This window comes from Halorubrum hochsteinianum (assembly GCF_023702125.1).
In the GTDB taxonomy this organism is placed as follows: domain Archaea; phylum Halobacteriota; class Halobacteria; order Halobacteriales; family Haloferacaceae; genus Halorubrum; species Halorubrum hochsteinianum.
Map to the genome: position 1 here is coordinate 1207674 of NZ_CP098415.1, position 20643 is coordinate 1228316.

The 20643-nt window shown below is 70.1% G+C and carries 22 protein-coding genes and 1 tRNA gene; 12 read left to right on the forward strand and 11 right to left on the reverse strand.

Annotation, left to right across the window (positions count from 1 at the left end; translation table 11 throughout):
• Nucleotide 1: 1 nt before the first annotated feature.
• From NAF06_RS05950 to NAF06_RS05960, 3 genes are all read right to left on the reverse strand, one after another.
• Nucleotides 2–745, reverse strand: coding sequence for a DNA polymerase sliding clamp (locus NAF06_RS05950; RefSeq protein WP_008585357.1), 744 nt, complete (start codon nt 743–745; stop codon nt 2–4).
• A gap of 61 nt (nt 746–806) precedes the next feature.
• Nucleotides 807–1178: a hypothetical protein gene (locus tag NAF06_RS05955; protein WP_008585355.1), complete on the reverse strand. Its 372-nt coding sequence runs from the start codon at nt 1176–1178 to the stop codon at nt 807–809.
• Between the two features lie 145 nt (nt 1179–1323).
• Nucleotides 1324–2748 (reverse strand): phosphohexomutase domain-containing protein, encoded by a 1425-nt coding sequence (locus tag NAF06_RS05960; RefSeq protein ID WP_008585353.1) that lies wholly within the window; start codon nt 2746–2748, stop codon nt 1324–1326.
• A gap of 405 nt (nt 2749–3153) precedes the next feature.
• On the opposite strand from NAF06_RS05960, the gene NAF06_RS05965 reads away from it, so the two are divergent.
• From NAF06_RS05965 to rio1, 3 genes are all read left to right on the forward strand, one after another.
• A complete protein-coding gene (locus tag NAF06_RS05965; RefSeq protein WP_008585351.1) occupies nt 3154–3720 on the forward strand; it encodes an NADPH-dependent FMN reductase in 567 nt (188 codons plus the stop codon).
• 90 nt (nt 3721–3810) lie between these two features.
• Nucleotides 3811–4362 carry a Holliday junction resolvase Hjc gene (gene hjc, locus NAF06_RS05970; protein WP_008585349.1) on the forward strand — a complete coding sequence of 184 codons (552 nt, stop codon included), beginning with the start codon at nt 3811–3813 and terminating at the stop codon, nt 4360–4362.
• Between the two features lie 40 nt (nt 4363–4402).
• On the forward strand, nt 4403–5392 hold the full coding sequence (gene rio1 / locus NAF06_RS05975) for a serine/threonine-protein kinase Rio1 (protein ID WP_008585347.1): 990 nt from the start codon (nt 4403–4405) through the stop codon (nt 5390–5392).
• Here the strand turns inward: rio1 and NAF06_RS05980 are convergent.
• A complete protein-coding gene (locus NAF06_RS05980; RefSeq protein WP_008585345.1) occupies nt 5389–5907 on the reverse strand; it encodes a GNAT family N-acetyltransferase in 519 nt (172 codons plus the stop codon). The genes rio1 and NAF06_RS05980 overlap by 4 nt on opposite strands.
• Nucleotides 5908–6065: 158 nt before the next feature.
• On the opposite strand from NAF06_RS05980, the gene NAF06_RS05985 reads away from it, so the two are divergent.
• Nucleotides 6066–6608: a KH domain-containing protein gene (locus NAF06_RS05985; protein WP_008585343.1), complete on the forward strand. Its 543-nt coding sequence runs from the start codon at nt 6066–6068 to the stop codon at nt 6606–6608.
• A gap of 103 nt (nt 6609–6711) precedes the next feature.
• Here NAF06_RS05985 and NAF06_RS05990 read toward each other — a convergent pair whose 3' ends face one another.
• A complete protein-coding gene (locus NAF06_RS05990) occupies nt 6712–6900 on the reverse strand; it encodes a hypothetical protein (protein ID WP_008585340.1) in 189 nt (62 codons plus the stop codon).
• A gap of 577 nt (nt 6901–7477) precedes the next feature.
• Here NAF06_RS05990 and thsA point away from each other — a divergent pair.
• The 3 genes from thsA to NAF06_RS06005 all read left to right on the forward strand — a co-directional run bounded on the left by thsA (nt 7478) and on the right by NAF06_RS06005 (nt 11133).
• On the forward strand, nt 7478–9130 hold the full coding sequence (gene thsA, locus NAF06_RS05995) for a thermosome subunit alpha (protein ID WP_008585338.1): 1653 nt from the start codon (nt 7478–7480) through the stop codon (nt 9128–9130).
• A 293-nt stretch (nt 9131–9423) separates the two neighbouring features.
• Nucleotides 9424–10080 carry a lactate utilization protein gene (locus tag NAF06_RS06000; protein WP_008585336.1) on the forward strand — a complete coding sequence of 219 codons (657 nt, stop codon included), beginning with the start codon at nt 9424–9426 and terminating at the stop codon, nt 10078–10080.
• Between the two features lie 231 nt (nt 10081–10311).
• Nucleotides 10312–11133, forward strand: coding sequence for an alpha/beta fold hydrolase (locus NAF06_RS06005; RefSeq protein WP_008585334.1), 822 nt, complete (start codon nt 10312–10314; stop codon nt 11131–11133).
• Nucleotides 11134–11209: 76 nt separating this feature from the next.
• Here NAF06_RS06005 and NAF06_RS06010 read toward each other — a convergent pair.
• A tRNA-Lys gene (locus NAF06_RS06010) sits at nt 11210–11283 on the reverse strand.
• 123 nt (nt 11284–11406) lie between these two features.
• On the opposite strand from NAF06_RS06010, the gene NAF06_RS06015 reads away from it, so the two are divergent.
• Nucleotides 11407–12759 carry a M20/M25/M40 family metallo-hydrolase gene (locus tag NAF06_RS06015; RefSeq protein WP_049908830.1) on the forward strand — a complete coding sequence of 451 codons (1353 nt, stop codon included), beginning with the start codon at nt 11407–11409 and terminating at the stop codon, nt 12757–12759.
• A 10-nt stretch (nt 12760–12769) separates the two neighbouring features.
• Here NAF06_RS06015 and NAF06_RS06020 read toward each other — a convergent pair whose 3' ends face one another.
• A complete protein-coding gene (locus NAF06_RS06020; protein ID WP_008585330.1) occupies nt 12770–13426 on the reverse strand; it encodes a DUF7119 family protein in 657 nt (218 codons plus the stop codon).
• Between the two features lie 87 nt (nt 13427–13513).
• Entirely contained in the window at nt 13514–14215 is a 702-nt protein-coding gene (locus tag NAF06_RS06025) for an SdpI family protein (RefSeq protein ID WP_008585327.1), read from the reverse strand.
• 253 nt (nt 14216–14468) lie between these two features.
• Here NAF06_RS06025 and NAF06_RS06030 point away from each other — a divergent pair, with 253 nt between their 5' ends.
• From NAF06_RS06030 to NAF06_RS06040, 3 genes are all read left to right on the forward strand, one after another.
• Nucleotides 14469–15395: a tetratricopeptide repeat protein gene (locus tag NAF06_RS06030; protein WP_008585325.1), complete on the forward strand. Its 927-nt coding sequence runs from the start codon at nt 14469–14471 to the stop codon at nt 15393–15395.
• On the forward strand, nt 15396–15695 hold the full coding sequence (locus NAF06_RS06035) for a DUF424 domain-containing protein (RefSeq protein WP_006629105.1): 300 nt from the start codon (nt 15396–15398) through the stop codon (nt 15693–15695).
• A 69-nt stretch (nt 15696–15764) separates the two neighbouring features.
• On the forward strand, nt 15765–16082 hold the full coding sequence (locus NAF06_RS06040; RefSeq protein ID WP_008585322.1) for a hypothetical protein: 318 nt from the start codon (nt 15765–15767) through the stop codon (nt 16080–16082).
• 17 nt (nt 16083–16099) lie between these two features.
• Here NAF06_RS06040 and NAF06_RS06045 read toward each other — a convergent pair whose 3' ends face one another.
• A complete protein-coding gene (locus tag NAF06_RS06045) occupies nt 16100–17209 on the reverse strand; it encodes a pyridoxal-phosphate-dependent aminotransferase family protein (protein WP_008585320.1) in 1110 nt (369 codons plus the stop codon).
• 216 nt (nt 17210–17425) lie between these two features.
• Here NAF06_RS06045 and NAF06_RS06050 point away from each other — a divergent pair, with 216 nt between their 5' ends.
• Nucleotides 17426–19816 carry an amino acid permease gene (locus tag NAF06_RS06050; protein ID WP_008585319.1) on the forward strand — a complete coding sequence of 797 codons (2391 nt, stop codon included), beginning with the start codon at nt 17426–17428 and terminating at the stop codon, nt 19814–19816.
• A gap of 55 nt (nt 19817–19871) precedes the next feature.
• Here the strand turns inward: NAF06_RS06050 and NAF06_RS06055 are convergent, their stop codons facing one another.
• Nucleotides 19872–20129, reverse strand: a complete 258-nt coding sequence (locus NAF06_RS06055; RefSeq protein WP_008585318.1) for a DUF7561 family protein — start codon at nt 20127–20129, stop codon at nt 19872–19874.
• Nucleotides 20130–20215: 86 nt separating this feature from the next.
• A complete protein-coding gene (locus NAF06_RS06060; RefSeq protein ID WP_152418755.1) occupies nt 20216–20464 on the reverse strand; it encodes a hypothetical protein in 249 nt (82 codons plus the stop codon).
• Between the last annotated feature and the right edge of the window lie 179 nt (nt 20465–20643).

The window sequence follows — 20643 nt, forward strand, 5'->3', positions numbered from 1 at the left end:
TTCAGTCGCTCTGAATGCGGGGAGCGAGCATGAATGTCACGTTCCCCAGCCCCTCGGCGAACCCGTAGTGGAGTTTGACGGGGAACTCCTCGCCGAGTTCGACGGTGACCTCGGCGTCCGAGGGGATCGCCTTGTTCATGTCCTTGAGGTAATCGAGGCTGAAGAGGGAGTCGGCGGCCCCGGCGGTGAGCGCGATGAGGTCCTCGCGGTCGAGCTTGAGGTTCACGTCGTCGGTGTCGCCCTCGGCCTCGATGAAGAACGCCTCGTCGGCCTCGTCGACGCGGAGGCGGATGTGGTCCGAGACCATGTCGGCGGCCTTGATACCGCGGTCGAGCTGTGCGCCCTCGACGACGATCTCGGAGGCGAGATCGAGGTCCGGGATGTCCGGCTCCTGTCGGATCGAGTCGGGGTCGATGAGCGCGAGGGTGTAGCTCAGGCCGTCGATCTCGATGTGGAGCTTGCGGGTCTCCTCGTCGAGTTCGAGGTGGATCAGGTCGCCCGAGTTGGCCATCCCGGCGATGTCCTCCAACCGGGCGAGGTTGACGCCGATGACGCCGCCGTCGGCGTCGTAGGACTCGAACGCGGCCGCTTCGAGGGTGAGGTCGACCATGCCGACGTTGGCGGGGTCGACGGCGCGGATGGAGAGCTCCTCCTCGTTTAAGCGGATCTTACACTCGTCGACCAACACGCTCACCGAATCGAGCGCGTCCTGAAACGTCGACGCGCCCACGATGGCCTTGAACATATACGTTCAGCTTGGGCGGTATCCCCTAAAAAGACACCCGATCGGGTCGGCACGGAAACGCTCAAAGCGAACGGATGAGGCGGCCGACGACGACCGCGAGCGTCGCGACGGTTCGCCACAGCCGGAGCCGTTCGAGCCGGTATTCGAGCGGCTCCGACTCCTCCGCGTCGTCGTCGCTCTCCCGCTCGGACTCGCGGTCGCCGACCTCGTCGCCCTCGCGCGAGTCGGGCGGCGGATCGGTGGTTCGATCCGGGCCGGCCTCCGATTCGCGGCCCGGCGGTTTTCCATCCGGTCGCCGGACGTTCGGGTCTCGCTCCGCCGGATCTCCGTCGCTCGATTTTCGGCCGCTCGGATCGTCCTCGCTCAACCCTCCGTCGGTCGGTTCCGGTTCGGCGTCATTGCCACTCGGCGTCGGCAGCGGGTCGTCGATCATGGGTCGCTCCCGGCCGGGACTCCGGCCGCACGCGACGGTACGGGATTAATTCATAAATAAACGAGCCGAACCCAAGGCGGAACTGAAACTCTCGGCGGTCGAGTCGTCGGTCCGCCGACGCGCCCGCTCGGCCGTCGCTCCGGCGTCAGATCAGCGGTTCGACGAGGTCGCGTCCCGCGTCGAGCAGGTCGTCGACGGCCGCCTCGGAGTCCGCCTCCGCGTACACCCGCAGCTTCGGCTCGGTGCCGGAGGGGCGGACGAGCAGCCACGAGCCGCTCTCTAAGAGGAGTTTGAACCCGTCGAGCGTGACGACCTTCGCGACGGGCGACCCGCGGACCGACTCCGGGATGTGGTCTTCGAGTTCGTCGAGGACGCCTTCCTTCCGGTCGTCGGGGCATTCGAGCGACACCTTCCCCGCCGCGATGCGGCCGTGCTCGCCGAGCAGGCGGTCGACGCGGGCGTCGAACGGCTCCGCGGCGTGGGTCGCGGCCGCGAGCAGCGCCATCAACACGCCGTCCTTCTCGCGGACGTGCCCGCGGACGGTGAACCCGCCCGACTCCTCGCCGCCGAACAGCGCGTCGCGCTCGCCCATCGCCCGCGCGACCCACTTGAAGCCGACCGGCGTCTCGTACACTTCCTCGCCGTGCGCCTCCGCGATGCGGTCGACGAGGAACGTCGTCGAGACCGTCCTGACGGCGGGGCCGGCGTCGGTCTCCAGCAGCCGGTCGTAGCAGGCGGAATAGAAGAGGTTCGCGTCGAGGACGCCGCGTTCGGGCGTGACGACCGCGATCCGGTCCGCGTCGCCGTCGTTGGCGACGCCGAGGTCCACGTCGCTTTCGGGATCGGTGACGCGCTCGGCGAGCGCCTCGAGGTGTTCGGCCGAGGGCTCGGGCGAGTCGCCGCCGAAGGTCACGTCGCGGTCGCAGCGCAGGCGGACGACCTCCGCGCCGGCCGACTCAAGGAGGGCGTCCGTGACCCCCCGCCCGCTGCCGTGCATCGCGTCGTACGCCACGGTGAGCCCGGAGAGGTCGACGGCGCTCGCCGCGTCGCCGTCGCCCTCGTCGCCCCCGAGGGCCGTCCCAACCACCTCGCGGGCGGCGTCGGCGTGGTCGCTCACGAGGTCGACCCGTTCGACCGCGCCGCGCTCGGCCTCGGGCAGCAGGTCCGGTTCGGCGAGGCGGGCCTCGATGTCCTCGGTGACCTCGGGCAGCGCCGGCGCGCCGTCGTCGGGGATGAACTTCACGCCGTTGTACTCGGGCGGGTTGTGCGAGGCGGTGATCATGCACGCGCCGGCCAGCCCGCGGGCGACGATGGCGTGCGCGATGACGGGCGTCGGCGCGTCGCGCTCGGGGACGATCACGTCGAAGCCGTTCCCGGCGAGCACCTCGGCGAGGCTCTCCGCGAACCCCTCCGAGGTCTCGCGGGCGTCGTAGCCGACCGCCACGGGGGCGTCGCGGCCCGCCGCTTCGAGGTGGTCCGCGACCGCCTGTCCGACGATGCGGACGCGCTCGTCGGTGAACGTGTCGAGCGTGGCCCGCCAGCCGTCCGTGCCGAAACTGATCTGGTCCATGTCGGTGTCGTTGACGGCGAGGCTCATAATGCCCGGTGGCGCGAGACGACTGATCCGATCCGGTCGCTCGATACGACGCAGTTGCCGGTCGGCGAGACACCCCCGAATCCCCAGTCGCTCGGCTGTACGTAACTACTGACGACCAGCCGATCGACACCGGGACCGCCTCGCGGCTGCCCCTTCGAGTCCCGTTCCCGCACCGCACAGCCCCCACCTCACGCCTCCCCAGCCTCGCCGCTCGTTCGCGGGCTCCCTCCGGTCGCCCGCAGCACTCGCGGCGTCCCTCGCGCGTGCCGTCTCGCGGTCGCCGGGGGCGACCGCTCGCGGGCACGCGCCACCGCACCGCGTCGAATATCAGGCGTCCGAACCGGTCCCGTTTTTGTCGCCTCGCTCCGAACCCGGCGTATGACACGGATCGCCGCCATCTCCGGCAGCCGGCGGGCGGAGAGCACGACGCGGGCCGCGCTGTCGGTCGCGCTCGACGCCGCGGCCGACGCGGGCGCGGAGACGGACCTGATCGACCTCGGAGCGGTCGACCTCCCGCTGTACCACCCGAACGAGGACGCGCAGGGCGACAGCGAGGCGCTGAAGCGCCGCGTCCGCGAGGCGGACGGCGTGCTCGCGGGGACCCCCGTCTACCGCGGCTCCTACTCGTCGACGTTCAAGAACTTCCACGACTTCTGCGGCTCCGACGAGTACGCGAACACCGCGGTGGGGCTGCTCGCGACCGCGGGCGGCGGCTCCTACGGCGGCACGCTCGAACACCTCCGGTCGACGTTCCGCAACGTCCACGCGTGGACCGTCCCCCACGAGGTCGGAATCCAGGGGGCCTCCTCGGTCGTCGAGACCGGCGGGGCCGGGAGCGGGAGCGACCCGGCGGATGAGCCGCGGATTACGGACGACGATCTCCGCCGCCGCACCGAGCGGCTGGGCCGCGTCGTCGTCGAACACGCGGAGCGGCTCCGGGAGTGAGCGCCCGCTCCGCGATCCGTTCTCGCCTTCGCCCCGCGACCCGCCGGGCTTTTGCCCGGCTCGCGTCTACGACGCCCATGACCGAACCGGGTGACGACGACCGTGTCCGCTAACCGGAAGGGGGACCGCCGGGAGCGCGAGCTGGTGAACGCCCTGGACGAGGCGGGGTTCGCCGTGATGCGCGCGCCGGCCAGCGGCTCCGCGACCGAGCGGGAGCTGCCGGACGTGCTCGCGGGCGACGGCGAGACGTTCTACGCCATCGAGGCGAAGTCGAGCGCGGGCGACCCCATCTACCTCACCGGCGAGGAGGTGGAGGCGCTGCTGTTCTTCGCGCGCAACTTCGGCGCGAAGGCGCGGATCGCGGTGCGGTTCGACCGCGAGGACTGGTACTTCTTCCACCCCGGCGACCTGTACACCACCGACGCCGGCTCGTATCGGGTGAAGAAGGAGACGGCGCTGGCCGACGGCACCGACTTCCCCGAGTTCGTCGGGGAGACGGAGAAGGTGACGCTCGGCGAGGTCGGGGGCGGCGACGCGGGCGACGCGGACGCGACCGACCCGGAGGCCGAGGAGCGCCGGACGGTACTGGAGGCGGTCCGCGACGGTCACATGCCCGTCGAGGACGCGCTCGACGTGCTGTGACCCCCTCGCTTATCCCTCGCGGCGTCGAACTCGGTGACGAATGAGCGAGGACTTCGGCCTGCTCGAACCCGCGGACCAGCCCGGCGACGAGTGGGAGCAGCTCGACGTCTCCGACACCGAGGCCGACCGGATCGCCCGGCGGCAGGACCGCGAGTTCGACGAGTTCCGCAAGCGGATCAAAGACACCGAGCAGTTCAAGCTGCAGGAGTCGGTGTTCGACGACGCCACGCTGGCGGCGGTGTACAAGCTGGTCCAGGACGGCTACGTCGACGCCTTCGGCGGGCCGGTGTCGACGGGCAAGGAGGCGAGCGTCTTCGAGGCGCTCGGCGGGCAGGCGGGCGAGCGCCCGGAGCCGGGCTCGGAGGCGGCCGGCGGCGGTCCGGAGGGCGTCACGCCGGAGCGCGAGGTCGCGGTGAAGGTGTACCGGATCAACTCCTCGAACTTCCGGCAGATGCGCGAGTATCTCGAAGGGGACCCGCGGTTCGAGGGGATCGCGAGCGACAAGAAGGCGGTCGTGCTGGCGTGGACCCGCAAGGAGTTCGCGAACCTCGAACGCGCCCGGAAGGCGGGCGTCCGCGTCCCCGAGCCGATCGCGGTCCAGCGCAACGTCCTCGTGATGGAGCTGGTCGGCCACGCCGAGGAGCGCGCCCGGCGGCTGAGCGAGGTCGACGTGGAGAACCCCGAGACCGCCTACGAGGTCGTCCGCGAGTACATGCGCCGGCTCTACGGCGCGGGGCTGATCCACGGCGACCTCTCCGAGTACAACATGATCATCCACGAGGGGGAGCTGGTGATAATCGATCTGGGGCAGGCCGTGACGGTCCATCACCCGAACGCCGGCGAGTTCCTCGCGCGCGACTGCGAGAACGTGGCGACGTTCTTCACCCGACAGGGAATCGACGTGGACCCCGACGACCTCCGCGCGTACGTGACGGAGCCGGATCCGGACCCGAGCGGCGAGCCCGAGGTGGAATCGGAGGACAACCCGACGGGGGACCCGGAGGGGGAACCGGACCGGGACGACGCTTAGACCCGCTTGGTCCACACGTCGAGCGCGCGCGGTTCGCCGGCGACCTCGCGTTCGACCGCGTCGGTCCGCTCGAACCCCCGCGCCTCGTAGAACCGGGCACCGACCTCGTTGTCGGCGAGCGCCTCAAGCCGCACCGTCTCGATCCGGTCGGGGAGCGCGTCGAGTTCGCGGTCGAGCAGCGCCGAGCCGACCCCCTCTCCCCACCGGTCGGGATGGACGTAGATCGCCTTTATTCCGGCCTCGCGCTCGCCGACGAACGACTTCGTGTTCTCCGCGCCCCAGCGCACGTCGACGAACCCGCGGACCGTCTCGTCGACGAGGGCGATGAAGACGGCGGCGTCGTCGCCGTCGAGTCCGTCCGCCCACTCCTCGACGTCCTCGGGAGTCGGTTCGACCGTCATCGCGTCGAGCACCGAATCGGGGAGGATCCCGTCGTACGCCTCGCGCCACGACAGCCCGTGCGCCCGGATCAGCTCCCGGATCTCCGCGTCGCTCTCGGAGCGGCGAACCTCCATGTCCGCGGATCGGTGGGCGATGTGAAAAAGCGTCCGCCGGTGTGACAGCGAGTCGCTCTCCTTGGAACGGCCCCAAATCGCTGGAGAGACCCGTTATACCGGCACACACTCGCGTCCGGCGGAACACGCTTAAAAGGCTCCGCCGGGTACTCCGTGACATGCAACACGTGACGGTTCCGCAGGACCGGATCGGCGTCGTCATCGGTGCCGGTGGCGAGACGATGCGGGAGATCGAAGAGCGGGCGAACGTGCGGCTCGACATCGACTCGGAGTCGGGGAGCGTCTCCATCGAGGAGCGCGACGACCCGGTGGCCGCGATGGTGGCCCCGGACGTGATCAAGGCGATCGGCCGCGGCTTCAAGCCGGAGACTGCGCTGTCGATCCTCGACCACGACCTCCGGACGCTCGACCTGATCGACCTCTCCGAACACACCCGCAACGACAACGACCTTCAGCGCAAGAAGGGCCGGATCATCGGCGAGAACGGCCGGACGCGCGAGCTGATGGAGGAGCTGTCGGGCGCGAACGTCGTCGTCTACGGGTCGACGGTCGGAGCCGTGGGCCAGCCCGAGGAGCTTGAGGTCGTCCGGCGGGCGGTTGGAATGTTACTGGACGGCGCTCCCCACGGTGCGGTGTACTCCTACTTGGAGCGCATGTCGAACGAGCTCGACGACGACGTGAGCTTCAACGCGCCGCAATAGGGGAGATTCGATATCGGTCACTACGCCGTCGATATCCCCCTTCTATTGGTTTTCGCGTGATCCGTAACTGAGGATTTCACCGGACCGTACTAACAGTCGGAGCTCACGAATAGGTATTAAATAGAATTGCCCCAGCGAGGACGAGCGAGACTCCGAACGCGACCTGCGGCGCAATCGCAAAGAGAAACGACAGGCCGGCGATCATGAGTCCGATACCGAGAATAACGGGGACCGTTCGCCCTTCGAATACTCTCGCGGAGTCGCTTGGCTTCGGGGACCCGTCCGTCGCCATACGGGGTACGTCGACAGGACTGTTATAATAAGTACGGGTGGCTTGAATTGAGATTAAATCAGCCACACCGCTACTCTCTCTATTCAACATGCGGTCGTAACCTCGCAAAACTAGTGAATTCCGACACAGCCGTTTCTGTTTATACTCGGTGAGTAGTACGGGCACTACCGAAGCCCCAGTCGGGAGGCGGGCGCACGCTCGCTGCGGTCCTCAGTCGCTCACTCCGTTCGCCCCCTGCGGTCCTTATTTCGCCTGCGCCCGCCTCCCGACTGCCCCTTCGAGCCCCGCCCCGCACGGCACAGCACCTCTCGCCTCCCCAACCTCGTCAGCCGACCTCCGCTTCGCTCCGGCCGGCTGACTCCCTCGCGCGTGCGACTCGCAGCCTGACGGCTGCTCGTCGGCACGCGCCAACGCTCGATCTGGACTTCTATATAAAGAGCCGTGTGAACGTGACGCATGGCGGCCGATACTCCCCCACCGTGCCGCGGTTTCGCACGCACCGAGCGAAGGGCTTATATAGAATCACAAACAATCAATGGCTGTAATGTCACAGCGCCAGCGGATGGGCAATCAGCCCATGATCGTACTTTCCGAGGAGTCGCAGCGCACCTCCGGAAAGGACGCGCAGAACATGAACATCACGGCCGGCAAGGCGGTCGCGGAGTCCGTCCGCACCACGCTCGGCCCGAAAGGGATGGACAAGATGCTCGTCGACTCCGGCGGGTCCGTCGTCGTCACGAACGACGGCGTCACCATCCTGAAGGAGATGGACATCGACCACCCGGCGGCCAACATGATCGTCGAGGTCTCCGAGACGCAGGAGGAGGAAGTCGGCGACGGCACCACCTCCGCCGTCGTGGTCGCCGGTGAGCTCCTCGATCAGGCCGAGGAGCTCCTCGACCAGGACATCCACGCGACGACCCTCGCGCAGGGGTACCGTCAGGCCGCCGAGAAGGCCAAGGAGATCCTCGACGAGGAGGCCATCGACGTCTCCGCGGACGACTACGACACGCTCGTCGAGATCGCCGAGACGGCGATGACGGGCAAGGGCGCGGAGAACTCCAAGGACCTCCTCGCCGAACTCGTCGTCGACGCCGTCCTCGCGGTCCAGGACGACGACGGCATCGACACGGAGAACGTCTCCGTCGAGAAGGTCGTCGGCAGCTCGATCGACGAGTCCGAGCTCGTCGAGGGCGTCATCGTCGACAAGGAGCGCGTCGACGAGAACATGCCCTTCGGCGTCGAGGACGCCGACGTGGCGCTGTTCGACGGAGCCATCGAGGTCAAGGAGACGGAGATCGACGCCGAGGTCAACGTCACCGACCCCGACCAGCTCCAGCAGTTCCTCGACCAGGAGGAAGAGCAGCTCCGCGAGATGGTCGACCACCTCGTCGACATCGGCGCTGACGTCGTCTTCGTCGGCGACGGCATCGACGACATGGCGCAGCACTACCTCGCGCAGGAGGGCATCCTCGCCGTCCGCCGCGCGAAGTCCGACGACCTCAAGCGCCTCGCCCGCGCGACCGGCGGCCGCGTCGTCTCCAACCTCGACGACATCGAGGCCGACGACCTCGGCTTCGCCGGCTCCGTCGCCCAGAAGGACATCGGCGGCGACGAGCGCATCTTCGTCGAGGACGTCGAGGAGGCGAAGTCCGTCACCCTCATCCTCCGCGGCGGCACCGAACACGTCGTCGACGAGGTCGAGCGCGCCATCGACGACTCGCTCGGCGTCGTCCGCACGACGCTGCTCGACGGCAAGGTCCTGCCCGGCGGCGGCGCGCCCGAGGCCGAGCTGGCGCTGCAGCTCCGCGACTTCGCCGACTCCGTCGGCGGCCGCGAGCAGCTCGCCGTTGAGGCGTTCGCCGACGCGCTGGAAGTCGTCCCGCGCACCCTCGCCGAGAACGCGGGTCTCGACCCCATCGACTCGCTCGTCGACCTCCGCGCCCGCCACGACGGCGGCGAGTTCGGAGCCGGTCTCGACGCCTACACGGGCGACGTGATCGACATGGAGGCCGAGGGCGTCGTGGAGCCGCTCCGCGTCAAGACCCAGGCCATCGAGTCCGCCACCGAGGCGGCCGTCATGATCCTCCGCATCGACGACGTCATCGCGGCCGGCGACCTCAAGGGCGGCGGCACCGACGACGGCGGCGACGAGGGCGGCCCCGGCGGCGCGCCCGGCGGCATGGGCGGCGGCATGGGCGGCATGGGCGGCATGGGCGGCGCGATGTGAAGTTCGGTTAACGCCTTCACTCCCCACCCACACCGACCGTAGCCGTTTCACCGAACCGCCTCTCGACCGACCGTCGCGCGCCCCCCTCGGGCCTCGACGACACGCGATTTTTATCGACGAACGCGACCGGAGAGCGACGCGCTCGTCAAGCGTCCGCGATCATCGGTATCGGCTCGCACATTCGTCGGCGACGACACGAGGGTAACACCCGCGTAACCACCGGACAGCGGTGTCCGCGAGCGGTTAAGTGACTCCCGCCCCTCCGATCTACCGACGAGGTTCTCACGTTCACAATGTCACAGCAGAAGGCTGACTACGCAGACGACGCGGAGATCGACGCGGAACTGGACGACCTCCCCGACGCGGAGACGGTCGAGGAGACGGTCGCCAGCTTAGAGGAGCGCGGCTTCGACGTGGTCGTCGTCGAGGACGCCGACGAGGTGCTGGAGGCGGTGAAGTCCCAGATTCCCGACGGTGTCTCCGTGATGAACGGGCACTCGACGACCCTCGAGGAGATCGGGTTCGACGAGTTCCTGAGCGAGGGCGACCACGAGTGGGAGAGCCTCCCGGACCAGATCTGGGCCATCGACGACGACGCCGAGCGACAGACCGCGCGCCGCGAGTCGCAGACGGCCGACTACTTCCTCGGCGGGATCAACGCGATCGCCGAGACGGGCGAGCTCGTCGCCGCCGACCTCTCCGGCAGCCGGATCGGCGCGTACCCGTTCGCCGCGGGCAACGTCGTCATCGTCAGCGGGATCAACAAGATCGTTCCCACGCTCTCGGACGCCTTCGACCGCCTCGAATCGGTCGCGTACCCGCTTGAGAACGAGCGCGCACAGGAGGCGTACGGCGTCGAGTCCGCCATCGCCAAACAGCTCGTCTACCGCCGCGAGACCGAGGAAGGCCGGACGACGCTCGTCCTCGTGCGCGAGCAGCTCGGGTACTGAACGCCCGCGCCGCGCCGACGGCGACACACGCTTTCTCCCCCCGGTTTCGACGCTCGCGAGCGCTGCCGCCGCCGCGACGCCGAGAACACAGCCGCCGCGACGCCGAGAACACAGCCGCCGCGACGCCGAGAACACAGCCGCCGCGACGCCCGACCACGGTCGTTGCGACGCCGGATCGCGATACCGCAACCCGTTTTCGGCCCCTCCGAGAACCACCGCGTAGGTCCCGCCATGACGCCCCAATCGACGACCCTTCGGACGGACGCGTGTACCCTCCCCGACGGACGCACCCTCTCGTACGCGACCGGCGGCGACCCCGACGGCTTCCCCGTCGTCGTTCACCACGGCACGCCGGGGTCGCGGCTGTTCGGGGCGCTGCTGTCGGCACCCGCGACCGAGGCCGGCGTTCGGATCCTCGCCCCCGACCGCCCGGGATACGGTCGCTCCTCGCCGCCCCCGAGCGAGTGGTCGCCGTCGGACTGGGCGGGTGACGCCGCCGGGCTCCTCGACGCCGAGTCGGTCGACCGGGCCGGCGCGCTCGGCTTCTCCGGCGGCGGTCCGTTCGCGCTCGCCGCCGGGACCGACGACCGGGTGACCCGCGTCGGCCTGATAAGCAGCGTCGTCCCCCCGGCGGACAACGCTCTCGCGACGCTCGCGTCGGTCCCGTTCGCGCTGCGCGCGACGTTCCGTCTCTCGAAGGCGTTCGCGTCGGTCTCGGGGCCGGACGCCGTCGTCTCGCAGTACACGGACCGGTCGGTCCCCGACGCCGTCGCCGACGCGGTCGCGGCCGACTTCCACGAGGCCCTCGCCCCCGGCGCGCGCGCCGTCGAACGCGAGAACCGATCGTTCGCGGACGCGGCGTTCGATCCGGCTCCGTCCGACGCGGCCGTCCGCGCTTGGCACGGGACGAACGACGAGAACACGCCGCTTCCGCCGGTCCGATCGCTCGTCCGGGAGCGCGGCGGCACGCTGGAGACCGCCGCGACCGACCACCTCGGTACGCTGCTCGACCAGCGGTCGGCGGCGCTGGCGTGGCTCGCCGAGACGGCGTGACAGCGTCGCGGTCCGCGGTTCGAACCCTCCCTCGGCACAGCACCGCCGCTCGCGGTTTTGCTCGCGGCGGTGACAGCGGGCCGGGAGGGATTCGAACCCCCGACCGTCCGGTTAAAAGCCGGACGCTCTCCCTAACTGAGCTACCGGCCCAGACGAATTGAGGTAGGGTCAGGCGACGGATAAACGTTTAGAACCGCGGCAGGGGTCGCCCCCGCGACCCGAAACGGTTTCCGGGCCCCCGCCGTCGCCGGGGACGTGACGACCGACTTCGACATGCGCGCGTTCGCCGCCGACCTCTGTCGGTTCCGGTCGACCGCCGGCGAGGAGGCGGCCGCGGCCGACTTCGTCGAGCGCACGCTCGACGACCTCGGGTTCGAGACGTACGGTTGGGACGCGGACCCCGCCGTCCTCGCCGACCACCCCTCCTTTCCCGACGACCTCGACGCGGCGGCAGTCGAGGGACGCCGGAGCGTCGCGGGCGTCCTGGAACTGGGCGGTGCCGGCGGCGAGGACCCGGACGCCGCTCATGAGGGCGGCGAGGACGCCGACGCCTCGACGCCCACGCTGGCGCTGAACGGCCACCTCGACGTCGTCCCCGCGGAGCCGACCGAGTGGTCGAGCGACCCCTTCGAACCGGTCTGGCGCGACGGCGACGAGGGCGGCGTCGGCGGCGTTGACGGCGACGAGGGCGGCGCGACGCTCACCGCCCGCGGCGCGGCCGACATGAAGTCTGGGCTGGCGGCCTGCGTCGGTGCCGCCGCGGACCTCCGCGCCGCGGTCGCGGACGGCTCCGTCTCGCTCCCACAGTCGGGGCTCCGGCTGGCGGTCGAGGCCGTCGCGGGCGAGGAGGACGGCGGCTACGGCGCGGCGACCGCCGCGCTCGCGAGCCCGTACCCCTTCGAGCGCGACGCGGCCATCGTCGCGGAGCCGACGGAACTGCGCCCCGTGGTCGCCGCCGAGGGGTCGCTCATGGCGCGACTGGAGATCGACGGGCGGAGCGCCCACGCGGCCACGCGGTGGCGCGGCGAGGACGTTCTCCCCCGGTTTGAGGCCGTGCGAGAGGCGTTCGCAGACCTGGAGCGGGAGCGCTGCGAGTCCGTCACCCACCCGCTGTACGGCGAGTTCGCGGTGCCGTGGCCGGTCGTCTGCGGGCGCGTCGAGGCGGGGTCATGGGCGTCGACGGTCCCCGCGACGCTCACCGCCGAGTTCCGGATCGGCGTCGCCCCCGGCGAGACCGTGGCCGGGGTCGAGTCGGCGTTCCGCGAGCGACTGGCGTCGGTGGTCGCGGACGACCCGTGGCTCTGCGACCACCCGCCGCGGTTCGAGCGGTTCTCCGTCCAGTTCGAGCCCGCGGAGATCGCGGTGGACGAACCGATCGTCGAGGCGGTCCGCGCCGGCCTCGTCGCGGCGGGACTCCCCGACGCCGAGCCGCGGGGCGCGACGTACGGGGCCGACTCGCGGCACTTCGTCGCGGCGGGCGTCCCGGCGGTGCTGTTCGGGCCGGGCACCATCGACGAGGCGCACTACCCCGACGAGACGATAGCGTGGGACGAGGTCGAGCGAGCGAGGGAGGCGATCGCCGCCGCCGCGGTGCGGTTCGCGACCGACCGCGCCGCCGGATCATAACCCGACTTCGCTACTCGTCGAGGTACGCGTCGACCGCGTCGGCGACGATCTCCCCCGGCTCGACGTTCTCCATGGAGGCGCGCCGACGGAGTTCGACGTAGGTGTCCGCCGGGAGCCGGACCTGAAGCCGCCCGAGTTCGACGCCCGCGTCGCGGACCGCGCCCTCGATGTCCGTCCCGTCGTTGACCGCGGAGGCGGCCGCGCGCACCTCCCGGACCGTCAGGTCGCCGTCGATCGCCGCCCACGCGAGCAGGTACCGGTCCCGGCCGCCGAGGCGCGCGACGTGTTTCGCTGCGCTCGGCGCGATCCGCCCGTTGGCGACCTGTCGGCGGATCGCCTGCGGGAGGTCGTGGACCCGGGCCCACTTGCGGATGAACGCGACGGAGACGTCGCCGCCCGCCCGCTCGGCCGCCTCCTTGTACGAGCCGACGCCGCGGACGAGCGCCGCGCAGGCCGCGGCACCCCGCAACATTAGGACGTTGTCGTCGTCGCCCACGTCGCCGGCCGCGAACCGGGCCACCGTCTCCGCGGCCTCGGCGACGCTGTCGGGGTCGTTCGGGTCGAACCCCACCGCCTCGGCGGCCCGGTCGCCGGTCACCGCCGGGTCCGACCGGACCACCGGCTCGCCGACGGGGGACCGTCGGTCCGCGCGTGACTCCTCGGTCATACACGTCCCTTCGCGGCCGCGGACATAAACGCCCGGCACCGGGGCGGAACTCGCCGTCGCCTCCGTCCTCCGACGCCCGCCGCGCTCCTACTTCGCGGTTCGGGTCGCGGCTTCGGGGTCGCCGTCGCTCCCGCCGTCCTCGCGGCGCGCGTACAGGACGTACGAGTACGCCGCGGTGACGGCGGCCGTCGCCAGCGCCGGGCCGACGAGGAAGTAGACGGCGTACTCGCCGACGAAGAGGCCGGCGACCGCGATCACGGCCGAGAGCTTGAACAGCCGGCCGCCGAGCGCGTGGGTCCGGTCCCACACCTCGTCGTCGCTGAGCGTCCACGGCGTCCGGATCCCGACGAACCAGTTCGGCTCGACGTGCGGTAAGAGCGTTCCGAGGTAGTAGAACAGCGCGGCCCCGCCGGCCACCGCGATCGTCGTCACGTCGACCGCGTAGCCGAGGTTGACGGCGAGCACGGCGAGGTGGAGCCCGACGAGGAACGCGGTGAACACGACGACGAACCGGTCGTAGTGGACCCGGAACGCGGCGATGTTCCCGCCGAGCGGGTCGATCCGGGGGAGCAGCGCGAACAGGCCGAGCAGCCCGGCCGCGAGCCCCGGAACGAACCACATCCCGGCCGCCTTCGAGAGCGTGCCGACCGGCTCGCCGGCGGCGTTCCACCGCGTCACCATCTGCTCGGGGAGGTCCGGCGCGACCGCGAGGCTGGCCGCGGCACCGGCGGCGACGAGGAGGGCCGCCGCGCCGAACCGGAGCCGCGTGGAGAGTCGGGGACGTGTCATCGTCCCGATATCCGCGCGCCGAGCTAATAAAACCACGCCGCGATCACCCGTTTCGAGCGCTGTACTCCCGACGAAGCTCGGATCATCCCGTGATCGTCTCGACCGCACCCGTCCCCCGGCCGGCCGCGACAGGGGGGAAGCGTTCGACCGCGTTCGCCGGAACGACCGCGCTCCCGGCCGTTTCCCGTGGGAACAGCCCCCGATGGACCCGCGCGACGCAACCCTTACGCGTCGTGACCGCCAACCTCGGGGCATGACCGACGAACGCGACGACGACGGCCACGAGTTCTCCTCGGGGCAGGGCGTCGACGCCGACTACGACGCGTTCACGCTGGACCCGCCGGAGCTCGGCGAGGACCCGAGCCGCGTCGACCCGGTCGACTCCCGGGCGCTGACCGACGAGTTGGACCGCCGGAACATCGGCAGCGAGGACGTCGACGTCGAACAGCTGATCGACGTCGGCCTCTCGTACATGGGGATCAACCGGTTCGAGGAGGCGACCGAGACGTTCGAGCGCGCCGCCCGCTTCGCCGAGGAGGACTCGCTGGAGGCGCAGGAGGCGTGGGTGAACAAGGGCGCGGCCCACGCCCAGTTGGAGGAGTTCGACCAGGCCGTCGGCGCGTATCAGGAGGCGCTGCGCATCGACGAGGAGTCAGAGCACGCCGCGACCGCCGAGACCAACCTCGCGTACGCGCTCTGGGAGTCCGGCCGCAGCGAGCAGGCGCTCGAACACGCCGAGCGCGCCGTCGAGGCCGACCCCCGGTTCGCCGAAGCGTGGTACAACCGCGGCTTCCTGCTGGTCGAGCGCGGCCTCGCGGAGGACGCCGTCAAGTGCTTCGACAACGCGATCCGGCTCGGCTACCGCGACGCGGGCGTCCTCGAAGAGAAGGCCCGGGCGCTCGAAGAGGCCGGCGAACACGAGCAGGCCGAGGAGGTCGCCGACCGCGCCGAGGAGCTCCGCCGCGAGACGGAGGAACAGCTGATCGAGGAACAGACCGGTCAGGCACCGGGTCCGGGCGGGCAGGCCGGCCCCGGCGGCCAGCCCGGCGGTCGCGGCGGGCAGCCCGGCGAACCCGGAGCCGGCGGCCGCGGCGGACGGAGCGGCGGCCGAAGCGGGCAGGACGGCGAGGCCGAGGGGCCGGAGCGCGAGCTTCAGGGCGAGGGTCCCGAGGGCTTCTGAATGCTCCTCCGCGAGCGCGAGACCGCCGAGGGACGGCTCGTCTCCGTCTGCGACCCTGACTGCCTCGGCGAGACGTACGAGGACGGTCCCGTCACGCTCACCGTGAGCGAGGAGTTCTACGGCGGCGACGACGCGGTCGAGGCGACCGCCGAGGAGGTCGTCGCGGGGCTCCAGCGCGCGCAGGTCGCGAACATCGTCGGCACGGAGGCGGTCGGCGTCGCCGTCGAGGCCGGCCTCGTCGACGAGGAGACCGTCTTGGAGTTCGAGGAGACGCGGCACGCGCAACTCCTCTGGCTGTAACGACTTTTCTGACCCGTCGGTCGGCGGGGATCCGAACCGGATAAGGGCTCACGCGACGAGGCAGATCCGATGAGACGACTCACGCGGAGCGAACTGGCGTCGCGGGTGGGACCGCGGCCGCCCTCGGACGCCTTCTGGCGGCGCGCGATCGACCGCGGGGAGGCCGCGCTCGGCGTCGGCGCGGACGCCGTCGACGCGGTCGACACGGACAGCGGGAGCGAACCGGACGCGGACGCGGAGGATCCGGACGAACGGGCGGGGCCGCTCGACACGGGCGACATCGTCGATGTCGGCGACCACGCCTTCGTCGTCGCGGGGGTCGACCGGACCGAGGGAGGCGGCCGGATCTACCGGATCGAACGGGTCGCGGACCGCGACGAGGACTGAGTTCAGGGTTTAGCGGACTACAGGTCCGCCACGTCCTCGATGGCGTCGGTGAGTTCCTTCACGCTCTCGACGGTGTGTTCGCCCATGTGCCCGATCCGGAACGTCTCCTCGCCGATGTCGCCGTACCCGTTCGAGAAGGCCATGTCGTACTCCTCGCTCACCTCCTCGATGGTCGCGGCCACGTCGATCCCCCGCGTGTTCTCGATGCAGGCGACGGTCTGGGACTCGTACCCCTCCTCGGGGAACATCGCGAAGTGCTCGTCGGCCCAGTCGTGGACGTACTCCATCATCTCGCGGTGGCGCTCGTCGCGGGCGCGGTGGCCCTCGTCGAGCATGCGTTTCATCTGCTTGCGGTACGCCAACATGATCGGGATCGCGGGCGTCGAGTGGGTCTGGCCCTTCCGGTCGTAGTAGTCGATCGTGCGGCGGAAACCGCCGTACCACGAGGAGTCGCCCTTCTCGACCTCGCGGTCGTAGGCGTCGTCGCTGACGACGCAGACCGCCAGTCCGGGGGGCATCGCGAACGCCTTCTGGGTCGACGCGAAGATGGCGTCGATGCCGTGCTCGTCGATGTCGACGTAGTCGCCGCCGAGCGAGGAGACGGCGTCGACGGCGAAGTAGGTGTCCGGGTACTCGGAGAGCACGTCGCCGATCTCCTCGATCGGGTTCCGGACGCCGGTCGAAGACTCGTTCATCACGCCGGCGACCATGTCGTAGTGCACGTCGGCGGACTCGATCGCCTCCCGGACGTCCTCGGGTTTGACGGCCTCGCCCCACTCGTACTCCAGCCGGTGGACCGTCTTGCCGAGGCGCTCGGCGACGTTGGCGTAGCGCTCGCTGAACGCGCCGCAGGTCGGGACGAGGACGTGCTCGTCGACGAGGTTCAGCGTCGTCGCCTCCCAGAACTCCGTGCCGGAGCCGGTGAGGATCACGACCTCGTTGTCGGTGCCGAGGAACTCCTTCGTGTCCTCGACGATGGTGGTGTAGAGGTCGGTCATCCGGTCCATCCGGTGGCCGAACGTCGACTCCGTCATCGCCTCGATCACGTCGTCGCGGACCTCGGTCGGCCCGGGGATGTACAGCGTCTTGTCGTCGTAGTCGTCGCGGTATTCGCGTTTCTTCGTCAAGGGATCCACCTGTTGGATCGTACCGGGACGCGTGAGGGTATGGACCTTGTGTTCCGGTCAAAAGGCGCGATCCGACTCGGCTCGTTCCTCTCGAAGGCGGCTTCGCCCCTGCGAAGACGGCGCAGTCGACCGGATCAACCGGCTTTATACGAACGGGGGAGCGAAAACAGGTATGATACACGCCCGAAGAGTCACAACCGCCCGAGGTGGTCCGCCGTGAGCGGCGACGAGGAACTCGCGAAGGACCTCGGTCCGCTCGCGGCGCTCACGATCGGGATCGGGACGATGATCGGCGCGGGGATCTTCGTCCTCCCCGGCACCGCGGTCGCCCGCGCCGGCCCCCTCGCCGCGTTCACGTTCGTCCTCGGCGGCGTGATCGCCCTGTTTACCGCCCTCTCCGCCTCCGAACTCGGGACGGCGATGCCGAAGTCGGGCGGCGCGTACTTCTACGTCAACCGCGCGCTCGGACCCATGTTCGGCTCGATCGCCGGCTGGGCGAACTGGCTCGGACTCGCGTTCGCCTCCGCGTTCTACATGTACGGCTTCGGCGAGTACGTCAACGCGCTCGTCGGGATCGGCCCGGTGGGGATCGGCTTCGTCACGCTGGAGGCCGCGCAGGTAATCGGGCTGGCCGGCGCGCTCCTCTTTATCGCGGTCAACTACTTCGGCGCGAAGGAGACCGGCGGCCTCCAGATCGTCATCGTGATGTCGCTGCTCGGAATTCTGGCCGTCTTCACCGTCGTCGGCCTGCTGAACGCCGACATGGAGTCGCTGCGTCCCCTCGCGCCACCGGGCACGACGAGCGAAATCCTCCCGGTGACCGGGATAATATTCGTCTCCTATCTGGGGTTCGTCCAGATCACCTCGGTCGCGGAGGAGATCAAGAACCCGGGGCGGAACCTCCCGCTCGCCGTCCTCGGCTCGGTCGTCATCGTCACGGTCGTGTACGCGCTGTTCCTGCTGGTGTTGCTCGCGGCGGTCCCGAACGAACTCGTCGCGAACAACGAGACCGCGGTCGTCGACGCTGCCGAACTCCTCTTCGGTAACTACGAGGTGTTCGGCTACTCGCTCGGCGCGGTCGGTGCCGCCATGCTCCTGATCGGCGGGCTGCTCGCGACCGCCTCGTCGGCGAACGCCTCCATCCTCTCGTCGTCGCGGATCAACTTCGCGATGGGCCGCGAGAAGATCGTCACCCCGAAGCTCAACGAGATTCACGAGCGGTTCGGCACGCCGTACAAGTCGATCGCGCTCACCGGCGCGCTCATCCTCGTGTTCCTCGTCGCCGGGAGCGTCGAGTCGCTGTCGACGATGGGCTCGGTCCTCCACCTCGTCGTCTATGGCCTGCTCAACCTCGCGCTGATCGTGATGCGCGAGTCGGAGGTCGAGGGGTACGACCCCGACTTCGAGGTCCCCTTCTACCCCGCCGTGCCGATAATCGGGACGCTGTCGTCGTTCGCGCTGATCGTCTACATCGAGCCGACGATCATTCTCCTCTCCGCAGGCCTCGTCGCCTTCGCCGTGCTCTGGTACCTGCTGTACGCCCGCGGCAAGGTGGAGTCGCGCGGCGTCCTCGGGACGTGGATCCTCGACCGGTCCGACGAACTGCCCGATCAGGCCGTCTCCGCGGCCACCTCGGTCCAACCGAGCGGCGGCGACTACCGCGTGATGGTGCCGCTCGCGAACCCCAAGACCGAGGAACACCTGATCACGCTCGCGTCCGCCATCGCCAAGCAGCGGAACGGGACGGTCGTCGCGGTCAACATCGCGAACGTGCCCGACCAGACCTCGCTTGAGGCCGCCCGCGACCGCGGGGCGCACGAGGCGGCCCACGGCCTGTTGGACCAGGCCCGCGCGGACGCCGAGACGTTCGGCGTCGACGTGGAGACCCACGTCGTCCTGTCGCACCGCGTGTTCGAGGAGGTGTTCGACGCCGCGCGCACCTACGGTGCCGACATGACCGTGATGGGCTGGGGCGAGGACTCCCACGGGGCCCCGGGGCGCGCCGAGTCCGCCATCGACGAACTGGCGTACTCGCTGCCCTCCGACTTCCTCGTGTTCCGCGACCGCGGGTTCGACCCCTCGCGCATCCTCGTGCCGACGGCCGGCGGTCCGGCCTCGGACCTCTCCGGCGCGGTGGCGAAGATGCTCCAGGCCGAGTTCGACGGCGAGGTCACGCTGCTCCACGTTACCGAGCCGGGTGAGGAGGAGGCGGGCCGCGCGTTCCTCTCCGAGTGGGCCGACGCGCACGACCTCTCGGACGCGGCGCTGCGGATCGAGAGCGGCGACGTCGAGACCAGCATCGAGCGGGCCGCCCGCGACGCCACGATGCTGATCGTCGGCGCGACCCAGAAGGGGCTGCTCTCGCGGCTGGTCCGCGGGTCGCTCGTGCTGGACGTGCTCAACGAGGTGAACTGCTCCGTGCTGCTCGCCGAACCGCGGAGCGAGCGCGGGCTCCGCGCCCGCCTGTTCGGCAGCGGCTCGCAGTCGAACGACGTGACGGACGCGACCGCGACGCCGGCGGACACCGGCGTCGAGACGGAGCCGTCGACGCCGGAGATCGACGAGGAGTCGGGCGAGAAGTCGGGAGAAGAGTCGAGCGCGGACTGACGCCGCGGGCTTCTTTTCTGACGGCTGCGGGAACGACTCGGAGGACTGCTTCGCGTCAGCGCCAGTGCCAGAAGTGGTTGCCGTCCTCCTCGACCGGCTCGGTGCGCTCGCGGAGGTCGGCCACGTCCTCGGCGGTCGGCTCGTGGTCGTCGGGCAGTCTCTCCATACAGTCGAAACAGAGGAAGAACTCCGAGCCGTCGGTGAGTTCGAGGGTCAGTCCCTGCGTCGACTCGAACGCGAAGTTCCACAGGTCGCCGATCCCGCCGGCGATCCGCACGGACCGCTCGCAGACGTCGCACGACTCGGAGGCCATACGTTTCGTTCGGACTGCTGGGGGTAAGGGGTGTCGCCTGCGACGGCGACGGTGGGGTGGTGACCGGGTGTGTCGTTGATGGATCGCTAACCGACGCGGAGACCGTCGAAGCCCCAGTCGCTCGGCGATACGCAGTTGCTTCCGTTACGACCGAGACCGCCGAAGCCCCAGCCGCTCGGCGATACGTAGCCGATTATAAATGAGAGATCGACACGGAGACCGCCGAAGCCCCAGTCGCTCGGCGATACGTAGCCGATTATAAATGAGAGATCGACACGGAGACCGCCGAAGCCCCAGTCGGGGGCGCGCCGGACGCTCGCTGCGGTCCTCGTCACTCGCTACGCTCGTTCCTGTGGTCCTTACGTCGCCTCCGGCGCGCCCCCGACTGCCCCTTCGAGTCCCACCCCGAACCGCCTCCGCACAGCACCTCACGCCTCCCCAGCCTCGTCGGCCGCGTCTGTCGGGCTCCCTTCGGTCGCCCTCGTCACGGCCGACTCCCTCGCGCGTGCGACTC